The following is a 15,023-nucleotide window of genomic DNA, read 5'->3' as shown; positions in this document are numbered from 1 at the left end:
TCAGGCGTTGTGCAGCCAGCCGTCCGCCCGCCGGGCGGCGCCGCTGGCCTCCAGCGCCGACAGCAGTTCGCCCGTCCAGTCGGTGAATGGCGTGCCGCCGAAATGGCGCGCGTGCAGCATCCCGAAATAGGGCGTTGCGGCGGCCCAGGCGCGCACCTGCGCCTCCGGCGCCTGCTGCCATTCCAGCAGCTTGTATTTCAGCAGCACCTTGGCGGCGTAGAGGGCGTGGCGCTCCGGGCTCTGCACGAAGCCCTGAAGCCGGCGGCGGGCGGTGGCCAGGGCGGCTGCCACGTCGGTGAAGACCGGGCCGTGGCCGGGAATGACGATGCGCGGGGCCAGCGCCTCGATGCGGTCCAGCGTGGCGGCCACGTCGGCGAAGGCCTGCTCGCCCTCCAGCTCGGGGAAGACCACGCCGAAGCCGTTCTCCCACAGCGCGTCGGCCGAGATCAGCACCCGCGATTCGGGCTCGAACAGCACGACCGAATGCGTGTCGTGCCCCGGTGCCGCGTGCACCTGCCAGGCGCGCCCGCCCAGGCGCAGCGGGCGGCTGGGCTGCAGCACGCCGTCGAAGCGAAAGCGCGGGCAGTCCTGGCCGGTGGGGGTGTAGCTCAGCGCCTCGGGGTTCCAGTCGCGCACCAGCTCGGCCTGGCCGGGCGGGATCAGCGTGCGCAGGCCGGCGAAGTGCGCCTGCAGCGCGGCGTTGCCGCCGCAGTGGTCGCTGTGCAGGTGGGTGTTGACCAGCAGGGCGAGCGTGGCGCCCGGCGGCAGCCGCGCCTGCACCAGCGCCACGGTCTGCGCCGCGTGGGTGCAGTAGCCGCTGTCCACCAGCGCGGCGGCGGCGCGCCCCTCGGGGTCGGTCAGCAGGATGTTGTTGGCCGATAGCCAGCCGCGTTCGAGCACGGCGATGCCGTCGGGCAGCAGGGATGCGGCTGAAGGAGGGGAGGCTGTGGCGTGCGGCATGGCCCTGCCAGCGTAGCGTGCGCCTGGGCCGCGGGCAGGGTGGTAAACCCCAGCAGGGCGCAAGTCCGATGCCGAAGGGGCGGTGAGCGCAGATGCGGCGGGCGCAGCCAGCTATCGTTTTTGATGCGCTCTGCCTGCCGGCGGCCGCGCCCCGGCATCACAATACGCCCCCATGAAAACCATTCGCCTGCGACCTGGCAAGGAACGTTCGCTCCTGCGCCGCCATCCCTGGATCTTCGAGTCGGCCATCGCCAAGGGCGGCGGCGACAGCGGCGAGACGGTGCGCGTGGAGTCCGCCGAGGGGCGCTTCCTGGCCTGGGCCGCGTTCAGCCCGGCCTCGCGCATCCGTGCCCGGGTCTGGAGCTTCGACGAGAAGCAGCGCATCGATGCTTCGTTTTTCATAGCGACATGCCAAGCATCCATCAAGGCGCGGAGCCGTTTTGCCATAGAAAGCGACGGCGTGCGCCTGGTGCATGGCGAATCCGACGGCCTGCCCGGCCTGATCGTGGACCGCTATGGTGACGGCGAGGGCGACGCCACCGTGCTGGTGGCCCAGTTCACCAGCGCCGGCACCGAGCGCTGGAAGAGCGTGATCGCCGACGCGCTGCTGCAGGCCACGGGCGCGCGGCACCTCTACGAGCGCTCCGACGCCAGCGTGCGCCAGCTGGAGGGCCTGCAGCCCGCCACCGGCTGGCTGCGCGGCGGCGAGCGGGACGACGGCTCGCCCGTGCCGGTGGAGCGCTCGCTGCGCGAACACGGCTGGCAGCTCACGCTCAACATCGCCGAAGGCCACAAGACCGGCTTCTACCTGGACCAGCGCGACAGCCGCCAGCGGTTCTTCGAGACCGTGCGGCGCCTGGGCTCGCAGCGCGTGCTGAACTGCTTTTGCTACACGGGCGGCTTCTCGGTGGCGGCGCTGGCCGGCGGCGCGGGGCATGTCACCTCCATCGATTCGTCGGGCCCGGCGCTGGAGCGCGCCCGGGCGCACGTGGCGCTCAACGGCTTCGACATGGCGCGCGCCGATTTCCTCGATGCCGACGTGAACGCCTCGCTGCGCCAGTTCCTGAAGGACGGCCGCACCTTCGACGCCATCGTGCTGGACCCGCCGAAGTTCGCGCCCACGGCGGTGCATGCCGAGCGGGCCGCGCGCGCCTACAAGGACATCAACCGCCTGGCGCTGCAGCTGCTGGAGCCGGGCGGCATGCTGTTCACCTTCTCGTGCTCGGGCGGCATCAGCGCCGACCTGTTCCACAAGATCGTGGCTTCGGCCGGTGCCGACGCCGGGGTGGACGGCTACATCCTGGAGCGCCTGGCCGGCGCGCCCGACCATCCGATGACGCTGGAATTTCCCGAGGGCGAATACCTCAAGGGGCTGGCCGTGATGCGCAAGGGCTGAAGCCCGCGCCGGGCGCCCCGGCCATCTCGACGCGGCCCCGGCCGGCGCGCTTGGCGGCATAGCAGGCCGCGTCCGCGTCGGCCAGCAGCGTATCGGCCGCCTCGGCCATGCCGCCGAAGAGCCGCACGCCGATGCTGGCGCCGACGCGGAAGCGCTGGCCGCTTTCCAGCACGAAGTCCTTGTCGCTCAGCGTGCCGATGATGTGCCGGCCCACCTGCTGCGCGGGCGTCTCGCCGCAGTGGGGCAGCACCAGCACGAATTCGTCGCCGCCCAGGCGCACCAGGGTGTCGCCCTGCCGCACGCACTGCGTGAGGCGCGTGGCCACGCGCCGCAGCACCTGGTCGCCCGCCGCATGGCCGGCCTGGTCGTTCACGGCCTTGAAGCCGTCCAGGTCGATGAACAGCAGGGCATGCGGGCCGGCCTGGTGGCACAGCTCATGCAGCAGCGCCTGCAGGCTGCGGCGGTTGAGCAGGCCGGTCAGCATGTCGCGCTGGGTCTCGCTGCGCAGTTGCTCGGCCAGCACGCGCAGCTGCTGCTCGCTGGCGCGCAGCTCGCTCTCGTTGCGCTTGATGCCGGTGATGTCGGTGTGCAGCGCGTAGCTCTGGCCGCCCGCGCTGCGGTTCATGGCCACGCGCAGCCAGCGTCCCCCGGGCAGGGGCAGCTCGAAGGGGGCGCCGGCGAAGAGGGCGGCATCGCGCAGGGCCGCCGCCAGGTCTTCGTGGTGCCGGGCGCGCTCCTGCGGGTCGGGGGCCGCGTCCCAGAGCCGCTGCACGATCTGCGCATAGGTGCAGCCCCGCAGCGCGGCCTTGGACGACAGGCCGTAGAGCACGAGGAACCGGTCGTTGGCGAAGAGCACATGGCCTTCGCCGTCCATGACGGTGGCGGCTTCGCCCATGTCTTCCAGCATCTGCTGGGTGTCCGAAGGCGGCAGCACGTTCGGGTCGCAGGTGGAGGCCGCCGCCTGGGCGCCCTGGCCTGGCTGCCCGTTCGCATCGGCCGCCGCCACCTGCAGCCAGATGCGCACCTGCCCGCCGCCCTGGCGCGGCGCGGCGGCCACGCGCAGCCAGCGGCCTTGGTGCAGGAAGACGAAGGGCTGGGTGTGCGATCGGAAGCGCTGCAGGCCGTCGGCGATGAAGCGGTCGATGTAGGGCAGGTCTTCCGGGGCCAGCCGGCCCGTGTAGAAGCGGCGCAGGTTCTCGACATAGGGCTCGCCCGCGTACACGTGGCCGTCGTGTTCGGGAAACAGGCGCAGGAACGAGGCATTCCAGAGCACCGTGCACTCCTGGGCATCGAAGATGCACAGCGCTATGCCGAGGGAGTCCAGCAGGTCGGCAGTCAATTGGAAATCCATGGCCGGGCGTGGGGTAAGGAGGATCAATCAGTCGCTGGACATCAATGTCGCACAACTATGTAACGGAGTGCACGGACCTGAAGGCGTTTGAAAGCACACGTCCATGTCGCTCCTGGGGCTTGACAGCTTCGCTAGACTTTTGCAATGCGTGTTCCTGCGGGAGCGCGCACCCTCCGAATTCCTCCCATCGAAAGCGTTGCCGACATGTCCCTCATTCCCGTCACCATCCTCACCGGCTTCCTCGGCTCGGGCAAGACCACGCTGCTCAAGCGCGTGCTGACCGAAGCCCACGGCCAGAAGATCGCCGTCATCGAGAACGAATTCGGGGAGGAGAACATCGACAACGACATCCTCGTGACCGACTCCAAGGAGCAGATCGTCCAGATGAGCAACGGCTGCATCTGCTGCACCATCCGCGAAGACCTGCGCGAGACGCTGCAGGACCTGGCCGCCAAGCGCCGCAAGGGCGAGCTGGCCTTCGACCGCATCGTCATCGAGACCACCGGCGTGGCCGACCCCGGACCGGTCGCGCAGACCTTCTTCATGGACGAGGAGATCGCCGAGTCCTACCTGATCGATTCCATCATCACCCTGGTGGATGCCAAGCACGCCGCGCAGCAGCTCAACGACCGCCAGGAGGCGCGCCGCCAGGTGGGCTTCGCCGACCAGATCTTCCTGTCCAAGACCGACCTGGTCACGGCCGCGGAGACCGATGCGCTGATCCACCGCCTCAAGCACATGAACCCGCGCGCCCCGATCAAGGCCGTGCATTTCGGCGAGGTGTCCATCGCCGAGGTGCTGGACCTGCGCGGCTTCAACCTGAACGCCAAGCTCGACATCGACCCGGACTTCCTCAAGGAAGAGGGCGGCCACGACCATGACCACGACCATCACGATCACGGCCATGAGCACCACGACCATGACCACGAGCACGGCGAGCATTGCGACCACCCCTCGCACCAGCACGGCGGCCACGGCCACCACCATCACCATGACGACGACGTCAAGAGCTTCGTCTATCGCGCCGAGCGGCCGTTCGACCCCGCCAAGCTGGAAGACTTCCTGGGCGCCATCGTGAACATTTATGGCCCGCGCATGCTGCGCTACAAGGGCGTGCTGGACATGAAGGGCACCGAGCGCAAGGTGATCTTCCAGGGCGTGCACCAGCTCATGGGCAGCGACCTCGGGCCGCAATGGGCCGAGGGCGAGAAGCGCATGAGCAAGATGGTGTTCATCGGCATCGACCTGCCCAAGGACATCTTCATGCAGGGCCTGGAGCAGTGCCTGGTCTGAGCGGCCGCTGACGATCTCCCGGAGGGCGAAGGCGCTGAAGGCGCCCGCTGGATGCGGCCTCGTCCCGTAGGAGAAGGTCGCATTTTTCCGCCGCATTGCGCGAAGGGGTTTCACTTCGGGCACAGGCCGATACAATCGCGCCCCGGCAAAACCCCGGACGGCCCGCTGCCTGGCTTCAGGCCCGAGCGGTCCATCCGGGCAGCGCCCCAGAGCGAAGAGACAGGAAAGCGGCAGACAAGGCGTCCGTCCGATCCCTGCACCGCAGCCTTGGTTCCATCAGGCTGCGTGGCGGTTTTTGGAATGTGGCAGGCGTCCGCTATCTGTCTGCAGCGATTGACCGTACCATCCTTGGAACCCCCGGCGGCCCCTCACGGCGCCTTAGCCAGCTCATAACTCACAATGCCTACCACCATGCAAGCCCAATCCCCCGTGGCGGCCGCCAAGAAAGATCCCAAGCTGGCCAACAACTGGAAGAACAAGGCGGTCGAAGAGCTGACCGACTCCGAAGTGCTGTCCATGCCCGAGAGCGAGTACATGAACGAAAAGCAGATGGCGTTCTTCCGCCACAAGCTGGTTCAGCTCAAGCAGGACATCCACAACAGCGCCGGCGAAACCACCGAGCACCTGCGCGAAGACACCGTCGTCGTGCCCGACCCGGCCGACCGCGCCACCATCGAGGAAGAGCACGCCCTCGAACTGCGCACCCGTGACCGCGAGCGCAAGCTGCTCAAGAAGATCGAGCAGTCCATCGCCCGCATCGATGCCGGCGACTACGGCTACTGCGACGAAACCGGCGAGCCCATCGGCGTCGGCCGCCTGCTGGCGCGCCCCACCGCCACGCTGTCGCTCGAAGCGCAACAGCGCCGCGAGCTCAAGCAGAAGATGTTCGGGGACTGACCCACGCCAGCGCGCACCGCTGCCAGGCCCTTCGCAAACCCGGCTGCTGCGCCACCCGCCCATGAGCAAGGAAGAACCCTCCCGGGGACTGCTGTCGAGAGTGGTGCGCTTCGTGCGCAACCCGACCGCACCCTGGGCGGAGGCTGAAGCGTCGCAGGACGACCGCGACAGCCAGTACAGCAAGCAGATGCTCAAGGAGATGATCGAGCGCAAGCGCCGCAACGACTTCGTGCGGCGCCGCGAGTTCGACCAGCTGCGCCGCCTGCGCCAGCGCGACGCTATGCAGGGCCAGCGCACCGAAGACGACGACGCGGCCCAGCGCCCCTCGTTCCTCGAGGTGGACAGCGGCCTGGGCGGTTCTTCCTCCGACGACCGGGCCGGCACGATCCGCAAGATCGACGAGATCGAGGCGCAGATGTCCCAGCAATGGTGGCGCAGCCGCCATGCGCCGCTGGCCGGCGCTTCGCCCTCCGCGCCGCCCCCGACGTCCACGGCCTCGCTCACGGCCACCACCATTCCTTCTTCCCTGCTGCTGGCGTCCGAGACCGACACGCGCCAGGCCCGCGCGTTCGCGCCCACCGTGCCGTTCCGCCTCTCTTCGCTGGCCCAGGAAGAGCCGGGCGACGTGTTCGCGCAGGCCTGGGCGGTGCGCCCGGCGGTCCGCGCCGATGCCGCCCCGCCTGCGGCGCCCCCGGCGGCTGCGCCGGCCGCGTTCCGGCACGATCCGGATCTGGAAGAGGCCGCCATCCGCTTCGCCCATGGCGACACCGCGGGTGCCGAGGCCGCGCTGCGCGAACTGCTGGCGCAGCGCGCCCAGGACGCGCCCGAGCGGCAGTTCGAGCTGTGGATGGCGCTGTTCGACCTCTACCGTGCCACCGGCCGGCAGGAGCCCTTCGAGGCGCTGGCGATCGAATTCGCCGCCCGCTTCGGCCGCTCCGCGCCGCTCTGGTTCTCGTTGCCCGAGCTGGCCGGCGTGCCGGCGGAAGCGCCCGCCGAGCCGACACTCGCCGTGCCCGCCAGGGAATTCCGCTGGGTCGCGCCCTCGGAGCTCGGGCCGCAGTCGGTAGCGGCGCTGCAGGCCGCCACGCAGCGCGCCGCGGCGCCCTGGGATCTCACCTGGTCGCGCCTGCAGGCCATCGACGGTGCGGCCGTGCCTGGGCTGGCCGACCTGTTCACCCAGTGGGCGGACCAGGGCGACGTGCGGCTGGTGCTCCACGGCGTGGACACCCTGCTCGAAGTGCTGCAGGTCGCCACGCCGTCGGGCGACGGCAGCGCGCCGCCGCAGGCCTGGCGCCTGCGCCTCGCGGCCCTGCGCCTGATGGGCCGGCTGGAAGAGTTCGATCTGGTTGCGATGGATTACTGCGTGACCTATGAGGTCTCGCCCCCGTCCTGGGTGCCGCCGCGCTGCGCGTGCAGCGGTGGTGGCGGCAGCACCGACTGGGCCGCGCTCGAAGAACTGGAGCGCGAGCACCCGTCCGGCTTCGGCGTGAGCCAGGATTCGTCCCGCATGCCGCTGGGGAACGAACCCCCGTCCTCGCTGGCCGGCGTGGTGGAGGGCGACGCCATGCCGCTGCTGGCGCCGCTGCAGGAGCAGGCCCCGCCCGGCGCGCCCCTGGTGGTGGCGTGCGATCGGCTGATCCGGATCGATTTCGCCGCGGCGGGCTCGGTGCTGAACTGGGCGGCGGACCTGCAGTCGCAGGGGCATGCCGTGCAGTTCGTGCATCTCTCGCGGCTGGTGGCGGTGTTCTTCAACGTGATCGGCATCAACGAGCACGCACGCGTCGTGCCGCGCGCGCACTGATGCACTGAACCGGGCGCCGCCGGCGGCGCCCATGTGGATGGCTTCGCACGCTTGCAATATCCGCCCGGGCCCCCACTTGCTGGCGCTATGGAACAGTTTCACGGCACCACCATCCTCAGCGTCCGCCGCCAGACGGCGGACGGCATTCAGGTCGCCATCGGCGGCGACGGCCAGGTCACCCTGGGCAACATCGTGGTCAAGGGCACGGCGCGCAAGGTGCGCAAGCTCTATCACGGCAAGGTGCTGGCGGGCTTCGCCGGCGCCACGGCGGATGCGTTCACCCTCTTCGAGCGCTTCGAGGCCAAGCTGGAAAAGCACCAGGGCCACCTGACGCGCGCCGCCATCGAGCTGACCAAGGACTGGCGCACCGACCGCGTGCTGCGCCGCCTGGAGGCCATGCTGGCCGTGGCCGATGCGAGCGCCTCGCTCATCATCACCGGCAACGGCGACGTGCTGGAGCCCGAGCAGGGCATCGTCGCCATCGGATCGGGCGGCGCCTACGCGCATTCGGCCGCCAAGGCGCTGCTGAACCACACCGAGCTGTCGGCCCAGGAGGTGGTGAAGAAGTCGCTGGAGATCGCCGGCGAGCTCTGCATCTACACCAACATGAACCACACCATCGAGACGCTGTGAGCGCAGCCCCCTGGCTGCCCCACCTCTCGATTCGCTATTGATTTGGTAGCTGCCTGCGCAGATAGATCGTGCGCAGGCGGCCGTTTTGGCTTTGAACTGCAAAGGCAGGCACCGCACATGTCCTCCATGACCCCCCAGGAAATCGTCTCCGAACTCGACCGCCACATCGTCGGCCAGCACGGCGCCAAGCGCGCCGTGGCCATCGCGCTGCGCAACCGCTGGCGCCGCCAGCAGGTGGACGGCGGCCTGCGCCAGGAGATCACGCCCAAGAACATCCTCATGATCGGCCCGACCGGCGTGGGCAAGACCGAGATCGCCCGGCGCCTCGCGCGGCTGGCCGATGCGCCCTTCATCAAGGTCGAGGCCACCAAGTTCACCGAGGTGGGCTATGTGGGCAAGGACGTCGATTCCATCATCCGCGACCTGGTCGAGATGGCCGTCAAGCAGACGCGCGAGGCCGACATGAAGGGCCTGCGCGCCCGCGCCGAAGACGCGGCCGAAGACCGCATCCTCGACGTGCTGGTGCCCGCTGCGCGCGGCACGGGCGATGCGCCCCCGGCCGACAACACCGCCCGCCAGGTCTTCCGCAAGAAGCTGCGCGAAGGCCAGCTGAACGACAAGGAAATCGAGATCGAGCTGGCCGACGCCCGCCCGCAGCTGGAGATCATGGGCCCGCAGGGCATGGAAGAGATGGCCGAGCAGTTGCGCGGCATGTTCAGCCAGATGGGCCAGGAGCGCCGCAAGACGCGCAAGCTCAAGATCGGCGAGGCGCTCAAGCAGCTGACCGACGAGGAAGCCGCCAAGCTCGTCAACGAGGAGGACGTGAAGACCCGCGCCCTGCAGAACGCCGAGCAGAACGGCATCGTCTTCCTGGACGAGATCGACAAGGTCGCCACCCGCCAGGAGGCGAGCGGCTCCGACGTGTCGCGCCAGGGCGTGCAGCGCGACCTGCTGCCGCTGGTGGAGGGCACCACGGTGTCCACCAAGTACGGCATGGTCAAGACCGACCACATCCTGTTCATCGCCTCGGGCGCCTTCCACCTGTCCAAGCCCAGCGACCTGATCCCCGAGCTGCAGGGGCGCTTCCCGATCCGCGTGGAGCTGGAATCGCTGTCGGTGCAGGACTTCGAGGCCATCCTCACCAGCACGCACGCCTCGCTGGTCAAGCAGTACCAGGCGCTGCTGGCCACCGAGGGCGTGACGCTGGAATTCACCCCCGAAGGCATCACCCGGCTGGCCCGCATCGCCTTCGAGGTGAACGAGCGCACCGAGAACATCGGCGCGCGGCGCCTGTCCACCGTGATGGAGCGCCTGCTGGACGAGGTGAGCTTCGATGCGGTCCGGCTATCGGGCCAGACGGTGTCCATCGACGCGGCCTATGTCGATGCGCGGCTGCAGACCCTGAGCCAGGACGAGGACCTGTCCCGATACATCTTGTGATCCTTCTGGGCCGTTCGGCCCGAGGCTTCAGGTTCCACTTGCATACCACCACCTAAGTGCTTGCGCGATAAGGATTTTCAGCGGATTCCCGCTTTGGGATTCGCTTCTAAGTCCTTGATTTCATTGCAAAGTTTTGTGTAACCCCCCTTGAAAGGTGTGCTTTTCCTGCTACAGTGGGAAAAAGTGCAATTAAGTGGTGAGAAGTGCCTTTTTGCTCCATTCCGGGGTCGAAAAGGTCGCCACCAACCTGGGGTTCCATTCGTGTTTCAAGGGGCGTCATCGCTGAGTCTCGATGCCAAGGGGCGGCTGTCTGTGCCGACCCGGCATCGCGACGTCCTCTCGGCGACGGCGGCAGGCCAGCTCACCATCACCAAGCATCCGCATGGCTGCCTGATGGTGTTCCCGCGCCCCGAATGGGAAAAATTCCGCGAACGCATCGCCGAGCTGCCCATGTCCGCCCAATGGTGGAAGCGCATCTTCCTGGGCAATGCGCAGGACGTCGAGATGGACGGCACGGGCCGCGTGCTGGTGTCGCCCGAGCTGCGCCAGGCCGCCGGCATCACCCGCGACACCATGCTGCTGGGCATGGGCAACCACTTCGAGCTGTGGGACAAGGCCACGTACGAAGCCAAGGAAGCCGAAGCCATGCAAGCCGCCATGCCCGAAGTCTTCCAGGACTTTTCTTTCTAGGTCCTACGGTGCAATCCACCCTGCAACACACCACCGTACTGCTCGACGAAGCGGTCGACGCCCTGCTGGGCGCGGCCGGAGAGTCGCCGTCCGGCACATTCATCGATGGCACCTTCGGGCGAGGGGGGCATTCGCGCCGCATCCTGCTGCGGCTCGGACCTGAGGGGCGCCTCGTGGCGTTCGACAAGGACCCCGAAGCCATCGCAGAGGCAACGCGCATCACCGATGCGCGTTTTTCCATTCGGCACGAGGGCTTTCGCAATCTCGGCGAGATGCCCGCAGGCAGCGCCGCAGGCGTGCTGCTGGACCTGGGCGTCAGCTCGCCCCAGATCGACAGCCCCGGACGGGGTTTCAGTTTCCGGTTCGACGGCCCCCTGGACATGCGCATGGACACCACGCGCGGCCAGAGCGTGGCCGAATGGCTCGCCGATGCCGAGGTCGGACAGATTGCGGAGGTGATACGTGAATACGGCGAAGAGCGGTTTGCTGGCCCCATTGCAAAGGCGATTGTTGCTCGCCGGCAGGAGCGCGGCCCGATCGGCACCACTGCCGAGCTGGCCGAACTCGTGGCTGGTGCGGTCCGCACCCGCGAACAGGGCCAGAACCCTGCCACACGCACCTTCCAGGCTCTTCGGATTTTCATCAATGCCGAACTGGAAGAGCTGCAGCAGGCGCTAGAGGCCAGCCTGCGCGTGCTGGCGCCCGGCGGGCGGCTGGTGGTCATCAGCTTCCATTCGCTCGAAGACCGTATCGTCAAGCAGTTCATCGCCCAGCATTCCAAGGAGGTCTATGACCGCCGTGCGCCGTTCGCGGCGCCGCAGCCCATGCGGCTGAACGCGCTGGACCGCATCAAGCCCAGCGCTGGCGAAGTGGCAGCCAACCCGCGGGCACGCAGCGCGGTCATGCGCGTGGCCGAACGCACGGAAGTCCCGGCATGACGCGGCTCAACCTGGTGCTGCTGGTGGCCGTGATGGTCAGCGCGATGTTCGTGGTGCGCACGCAGTACGAATCGCGCCTGCTCTTCACCGAACTCGACCGCGCCGTGGCCGAGTCGCGCCGGCTCGAAACCGAACACCAGCGCCTGCAGGTCGAAAAGCGGGCCCAGGCCACGCCGCTGCGCATCGAGAAGCTCGCGCGCGACCGCCTGCAGATGCGCACCACGACCCCGGCGATCACCCAGTACGTGACCGACGGCGGCGCCATCGTGCCGCCCGTGGCCGAGCCGGCCCCGGCCACCGGCACGGCGGCCGCGGCACAGCGCCCCAGCGGGAGGCGGCCATGAGAAACAGCCGCAGCGTCAACTACACCTCCAGCCCGTTGCTGGCGTCGCGCACGCCGCTCTGGCGCAGCAAGTTCATCGTCGCCCTGGTGGCGCTGGGTTTCGTGGCCCTGGCCGCCCGGGCCGCCTACGTGCAGGTGTTCGACAACGCCTTCTTCCGGCGCCAGGGCGAGGTGCGCTTCGCCCGCACGCTGGAGCTGCCGGCCAACCGCGGCCGCATCCTCGACCGCAACGGCCTGATCCTCGCCTCCAGCGTGCCGGCCGCCAGCATCTGGGCCATTCCCGAAGACGTGGAGCAGGACGACCCCGAGGTCAAGGCCAAGCTGCGCCAGCTGGCCAAGCTGCTGGACATGCCGCTGCCCGCGCTGCAGGCCAAGCTGGCCGACGAGGACAAGACCTTCGTCTGGATCAAGCGCCAGCTCGACTGGGAAGTGGGCCAGCAGATCGCCGCGCTGAACATCAAGGGCATCTACCAGCGCAAGGAATACAAGCGCCAGTACCCCGAAGGCGAGGCCGCAGCGCACGTCGTGGGCTTCACCAACGTGGAAGACCAGGGCCAGGAAGGCATCGAGCTGGCCTTCAACAAGGAGCTGGGCGGCAAGCCCGGCTCGCGCCGCGTCATCAAGGACCGGCTGGGCCGCGTGGTCGAAGGCGTGGGCGCCGACATTCCGCCCGTGGACGGCCAGGACGTGCAGCTGTCCATCGACAGCAAGGTGCAGTTCTTCGCCTACCAGAAGCTGCGCGACCAGGTGGCGCTGCACAAGGCCAAGGCCGGCAGCGTGGTGGTGATCGACGCGCACACGGGCGAGCTGCTGGCGCTGGCCAACTACCCGAGCTACGTGCCCGACAAGCGCCAGAACCTGACCGGCGAGCAGCTGCGCAACCGCGCCATCACCGACGTGTTCGAGCCCGGCTCGACCATGAAGCCCTTCACCATCGGCCTGGCGCTGGAGACCGGCCGCGTGCGGCCCGACACCATCATCGACACCAACCCGGGCCGCGTCACCGTCACCGGCTCCACCATCTCCGACACCAGCAACCACGGCGTGCTGACCGTGGAAGGCGTGATCCAGAAGTCCAGCAACGTGGGCACGACCAAGATCGCGATGACGCTGCCCGCCAAGGAGATGTGGGAGACCTTCACGGCTGCGGGCTTCGGCCAGAAGCCGCAGATCCACTTCCCCGGCGTGGTGACGGGGCGCCTGCGCCCCTACAAGACCTGGCGGCCGATCGAGCAGGCCACCATGTCCTACGGCTACGGCCTCTCGGCCAGCCTGCTGCAGATGGCGCGCTCCTATACCGTGTTCGCCAACGACGGCAAGATCATTCCCGCCACCATCCTCAAGACCAACGAGCCCGCGGTGGGCGTGCCCGTGTTCTCCGAACGCACGGCCGCACAGATCCGCAAGATGCTGCAGATGGCCGCCGGCCCGGGCGGCACCGGCCAGCAGGCGCAGACCGTGGGCTACTCGGTGGGCGGCAAGTCCGGCACGGCCCGCAAGCAGGTGGGCAAGCACTACGCGGCCGGCAAGTACCGCGGCTGGTTCACGGGCCTGGCGCCCATCGACAAGCCCCGCATCATCGTCGCCGTGATGATCGACGAGCCCAGCGACGGCGTCTTCTACGGCGGCGCCGTGGCCGCGCCGGTGTTCAGCGTGGTGGTGCAGCAGACCCTGCGCATGATGGGCGTGCAGCCCGACATGGCGGTCAAGCCGCAGATCGTGGCCGATACGGTGAAGGAGCCGCTATGACCCAGGTCATGTCCCTCACCTCCGTGCAGGCCGCTGTGCAGTGGCTGCGCGAGCGCGTCACCGGCACGCTGCAGACCGACAGCCGCCTCGTCGCGCCCGGCGACGGCTTCATCGCCTGGCCCGGCGCCGCCACCGACGGCCGCGCCCATGTGGGCGAGGCGCTGGCGCGCGGCGCCACGGCCTGCCTGGTGGAGCAGGAGGGCATCGAGCTCTACGGCTTCGTGATCCCGCAGGTCGCCGCGCTGCGCGGCCTGAAGGCGGCGCTGGGCCTGATCGCCGCCGAATGGTTCGGCCTGCCCACCCACCGGCTCGACGTGCTGGCCGTGACCGGCACCAACGGCAAGACCAGCACCGCCTGGTGGCTGGCCGACGCGCTCAACGTGCTCGCCCGCGAAGGGCTGGCCGCGCCCGGCGGCTGCGCCGTGGTGGGCACCCTGGGCGTGGGCGTGCCGCCCGCGCTGGAGGCCACCGGCATGACCACGCCCGATCCGGTGCGGCTGCAGCGCGTGTTCCAGCGCTTCGCCGACGCGGGCCAGACGGCCTGCGCCATCGAGGCTTCGTCCATCGGCATGGCGGAGCACCGCCTCGCGGGCACCCGCGTGCGCGTGGCGCTCTTCACCAATTTCACCCAGGACCACCTGGACTACCACCCCACCATGGCCGCCTACTGGCAGGCCAAGGCCATGCTGTTCGATGCGCCCGGCCTGCAGTCGGCGGTGATCAACATCGACGATCCGCGCGGCGCCGAACTGCATGCCACGCTGGCCGAGCGGCCGCTGGATGTCTGGAGCGTTTCCCTGCGCGAGCCGGCCCGTCTGCAGGCGCGCGACATCGTGCACGGCGACGAGGGCCTCGTCTTCACCGTGGCCGAAGGCGCGCAGTCGCATGTGCTGCAGACGCGGCTGATCGGCCTCTACAACGTCTCCAACCTGCTGGGCGTGATCGCCGCGCTGCGCGCCATCGGCGTGCCGCTGGAGCATGCCCTCTACGCCTGCGCGCAGCTCACGCCCGTGCCCGGCCGCATGGAGCAGATCGCCGCCCCCGGCCAGCCGCTGGTGGCCGTGGACTATGCCCACACGCCCGACGCGCTCGACCAGGCGCTGCAGGCGCTCAAGCCCGTCGCCCAGGCGCGGGGCGGGCGCCTCTGGTGCGTGTTCGGCTGCGGCGGCAACCGCGATGCGGCCAAGCGCCCGCTGATGGGCGCCGCCGCGCAGCAGCGGGCCGACCGCGTGGTCGTGACCAGCGACAACCCGCGCGGCGAAGAGCCGGCCGAGATCATCCGCCAGATCCTGCAGGGCACCATCGCCGGCCTGACTGTGCAGGCCGAGCCCGACCGCGCCGCGGCCATCGCCCTGGCGCTGCGCGAGGCCGCCGCCGAAGACGTGGTGCTCCTGGCCGGCAAGGGCCATGAGGACTATCAGGAAACGGCCGGCGAGCGCCGCCCGTTCTCCGACATGGAGCACGCCCGCGCCGCACTGGCCCGCCGAGCAGGGAGCGCCGCATGACGACTGCGCACACCCCGTCTTCCGCCC

General features: G+C 69.2%; 13 protein-coding genes. 11 read left to right on the top strand and 2 right to left on the bottom strand.

Features of this window, described 5'->3' with window-relative positions:
- Nucleotides 1–960, bottom strand: coding sequence for an MBL fold metallo-hydrolase (locus BM070_RS17580; RefSeq protein WP_092940648.1), 960 nt, complete (start codon nucleotides 958–960; stop codon nucleotides 1–3).
- Between the two features lie 172 nt (nucleotides 961–1,132).
- On the opposite strand from BM070_RS17580, the gene BM070_RS17575 reads away from it, so the two are divergent.
- Nucleotides 1,133–2,356: a class I SAM-dependent rRNA methyltransferase gene (locus BM070_RS17575; RefSeq protein WP_092940647.1), complete on the top strand. Its 1,224-nt coding sequence runs from the start codon at nucleotides 1,133–1,135 to the stop codon at nucleotides 2,354–2,356.
- Here the strand turns inward: BM070_RS17575 and BM070_RS17570 are convergent.
- Entirely contained in the window at nucleotides 2,325–3,707 is a 1,383-nt protein-coding gene (locus BM070_RS17570) for a GGDEF domain-containing protein (RefSeq protein WP_092940646.1), read from the bottom strand. The two genes, BM070_RS17575 and BM070_RS17570, sit on opposite strands and share 32 nt — an antisense overlap.
- Nucleotides 3,708–3,911: 204 nt before the next feature.
- Here BM070_RS17570 and BM070_RS17565 point away from each other — a divergent pair, with 204 nt between their 5' ends.
- The 10 genes from BM070_RS17565 (at nucleotide 3,912) to BM070_RS17520 (ending at nucleotide 14,996) form a co-directional block, all read left to right on the top strand.
- The gene (locus tag BM070_RS17565; protein ID WP_092940645.1) at nucleotides 3,912–5,000 is read left to right on the top strand and encodes a CobW family GTP-binding protein; all 1,089 of its coding nucleotides are present in this window, start codon (nucleotides 3,912–3,914) and stop codon (nucleotides 4,998–5,000) included.
- A gap of 399 nt (nucleotides 5,001–5,399) precedes the next feature.
- Complete coding sequence (gene dksA / locus BM070_RS17560) at nucleotides 5,400–5,897, top strand: RNA polymerase-binding protein DksA (RefSeq protein WP_092940644.1); 498 nt, start codon at nucleotides 5,400–5,402, stop codon at nucleotides 5,895–5,897.
- Between the two features lie 61 nt (nucleotides 5,898–5,958).
- Nucleotides 5,959–7,698, top strand: a complete 1,740-nt coding sequence (locus BM070_RS17555) for an STAS domain-containing protein (protein ID WP_092940643.1) — start codon at nucleotides 5,959–5,961, stop codon at nucleotides 7,696–7,698.
- A gap of 87 nt (nucleotides 7,699–7,785) precedes the next feature.
- Entirely contained in the window at nucleotides 7,786–8,331 is a 546-nt protein-coding gene (gene hslV / locus BM070_RS17550; protein ID WP_092940642.1) for an ATP-dependent protease subunit HslV, read from the top strand.
- A gap of 117 nt (nucleotides 8,332–8,448) precedes the next feature.
- A complete protein-coding gene (gene hslU / locus BM070_RS17545; protein ID WP_092940641.1) occupies nucleotides 8,449–9,771 on the top strand; it encodes an ATP-dependent protease ATPase subunit HslU in 1,323 nt (440 codons plus the stop codon).
- Between the two features lie 261 nt (nucleotides 9,772–10,032).
- A complete protein-coding gene (mraZ, locus tag BM070_RS17540) occupies nucleotides 10,033–10,461 on the top strand; it encodes a division/cell wall cluster transcriptional repressor MraZ (protein WP_092940640.1) in 429 nt (142 codons plus the stop codon).
- Nucleotides 10,462–10,469: 8 nt separating this feature from the next.
- Nucleotides 10,470–11,399, top strand: coding sequence for a 16S rRNA (cytosine(1402)-N(4))-methyltransferase RsmH (gene rsmH / locus BM070_RS17535; protein WP_092940639.1), 930 nt, complete (start codon nucleotides 10,470–10,472; stop codon nucleotides 11,397–11,399).
- Nucleotides 11,396–11,743: a cell division protein FtsL gene (ftsL, locus tag BM070_RS17530; RefSeq protein ID WP_092940638.1), complete on the top strand. Its 348-nt coding sequence runs from the start codon at nucleotides 11,396–11,398 to the stop codon at nucleotides 11,741–11,743. The genes rsmH and ftsL overlap by 4 nt, the downstream gene beginning before the upstream one ends.
- Nucleotides 11,740–13,491: a peptidoglycan D,D-transpeptidase FtsI family protein gene (locus BM070_RS17525; RefSeq protein ID WP_092940637.1), complete on the top strand. Its 1,752-nt coding sequence runs from the start codon at nucleotides 11,740–11,742 to the stop codon at nucleotides 13,489–13,491. Before ftsL ends, BM070_RS17525 begins: the two co-directional genes overlap by 4 nt.
- 8 nt (nucleotides 13,492–13,499) lie before the next feature.
- Nucleotides 13,500–14,996 carry a UDP-N-acetylmuramoyl-L-alanyl-D-glutamate--2,6-diaminopimelate ligase gene (locus tag BM070_RS17520; RefSeq protein WP_434803197.1) on the top strand — a complete coding sequence of 499 codons (1,497 nt, stop codon included), beginning with the start codon at nucleotides 13,500–13,502 and terminating at the stop codon, nucleotides 14,994–14,996.
- Nucleotides 14,997–15,023 lie beyond the last annotated feature (27 nt).

This window comes from Paracidovorax wautersii (genome assembly GCF_900113035.1).
Classification (GTDB): Bacteria; Pseudomonadota; Gammaproteobacteria; order Burkholderiales; family Burkholderiaceae_C; genus Paracidovorax; species Paracidovorax wautersii.
This window is presented reverse-complemented; position numbering and strand designations above follow the sequence as displayed.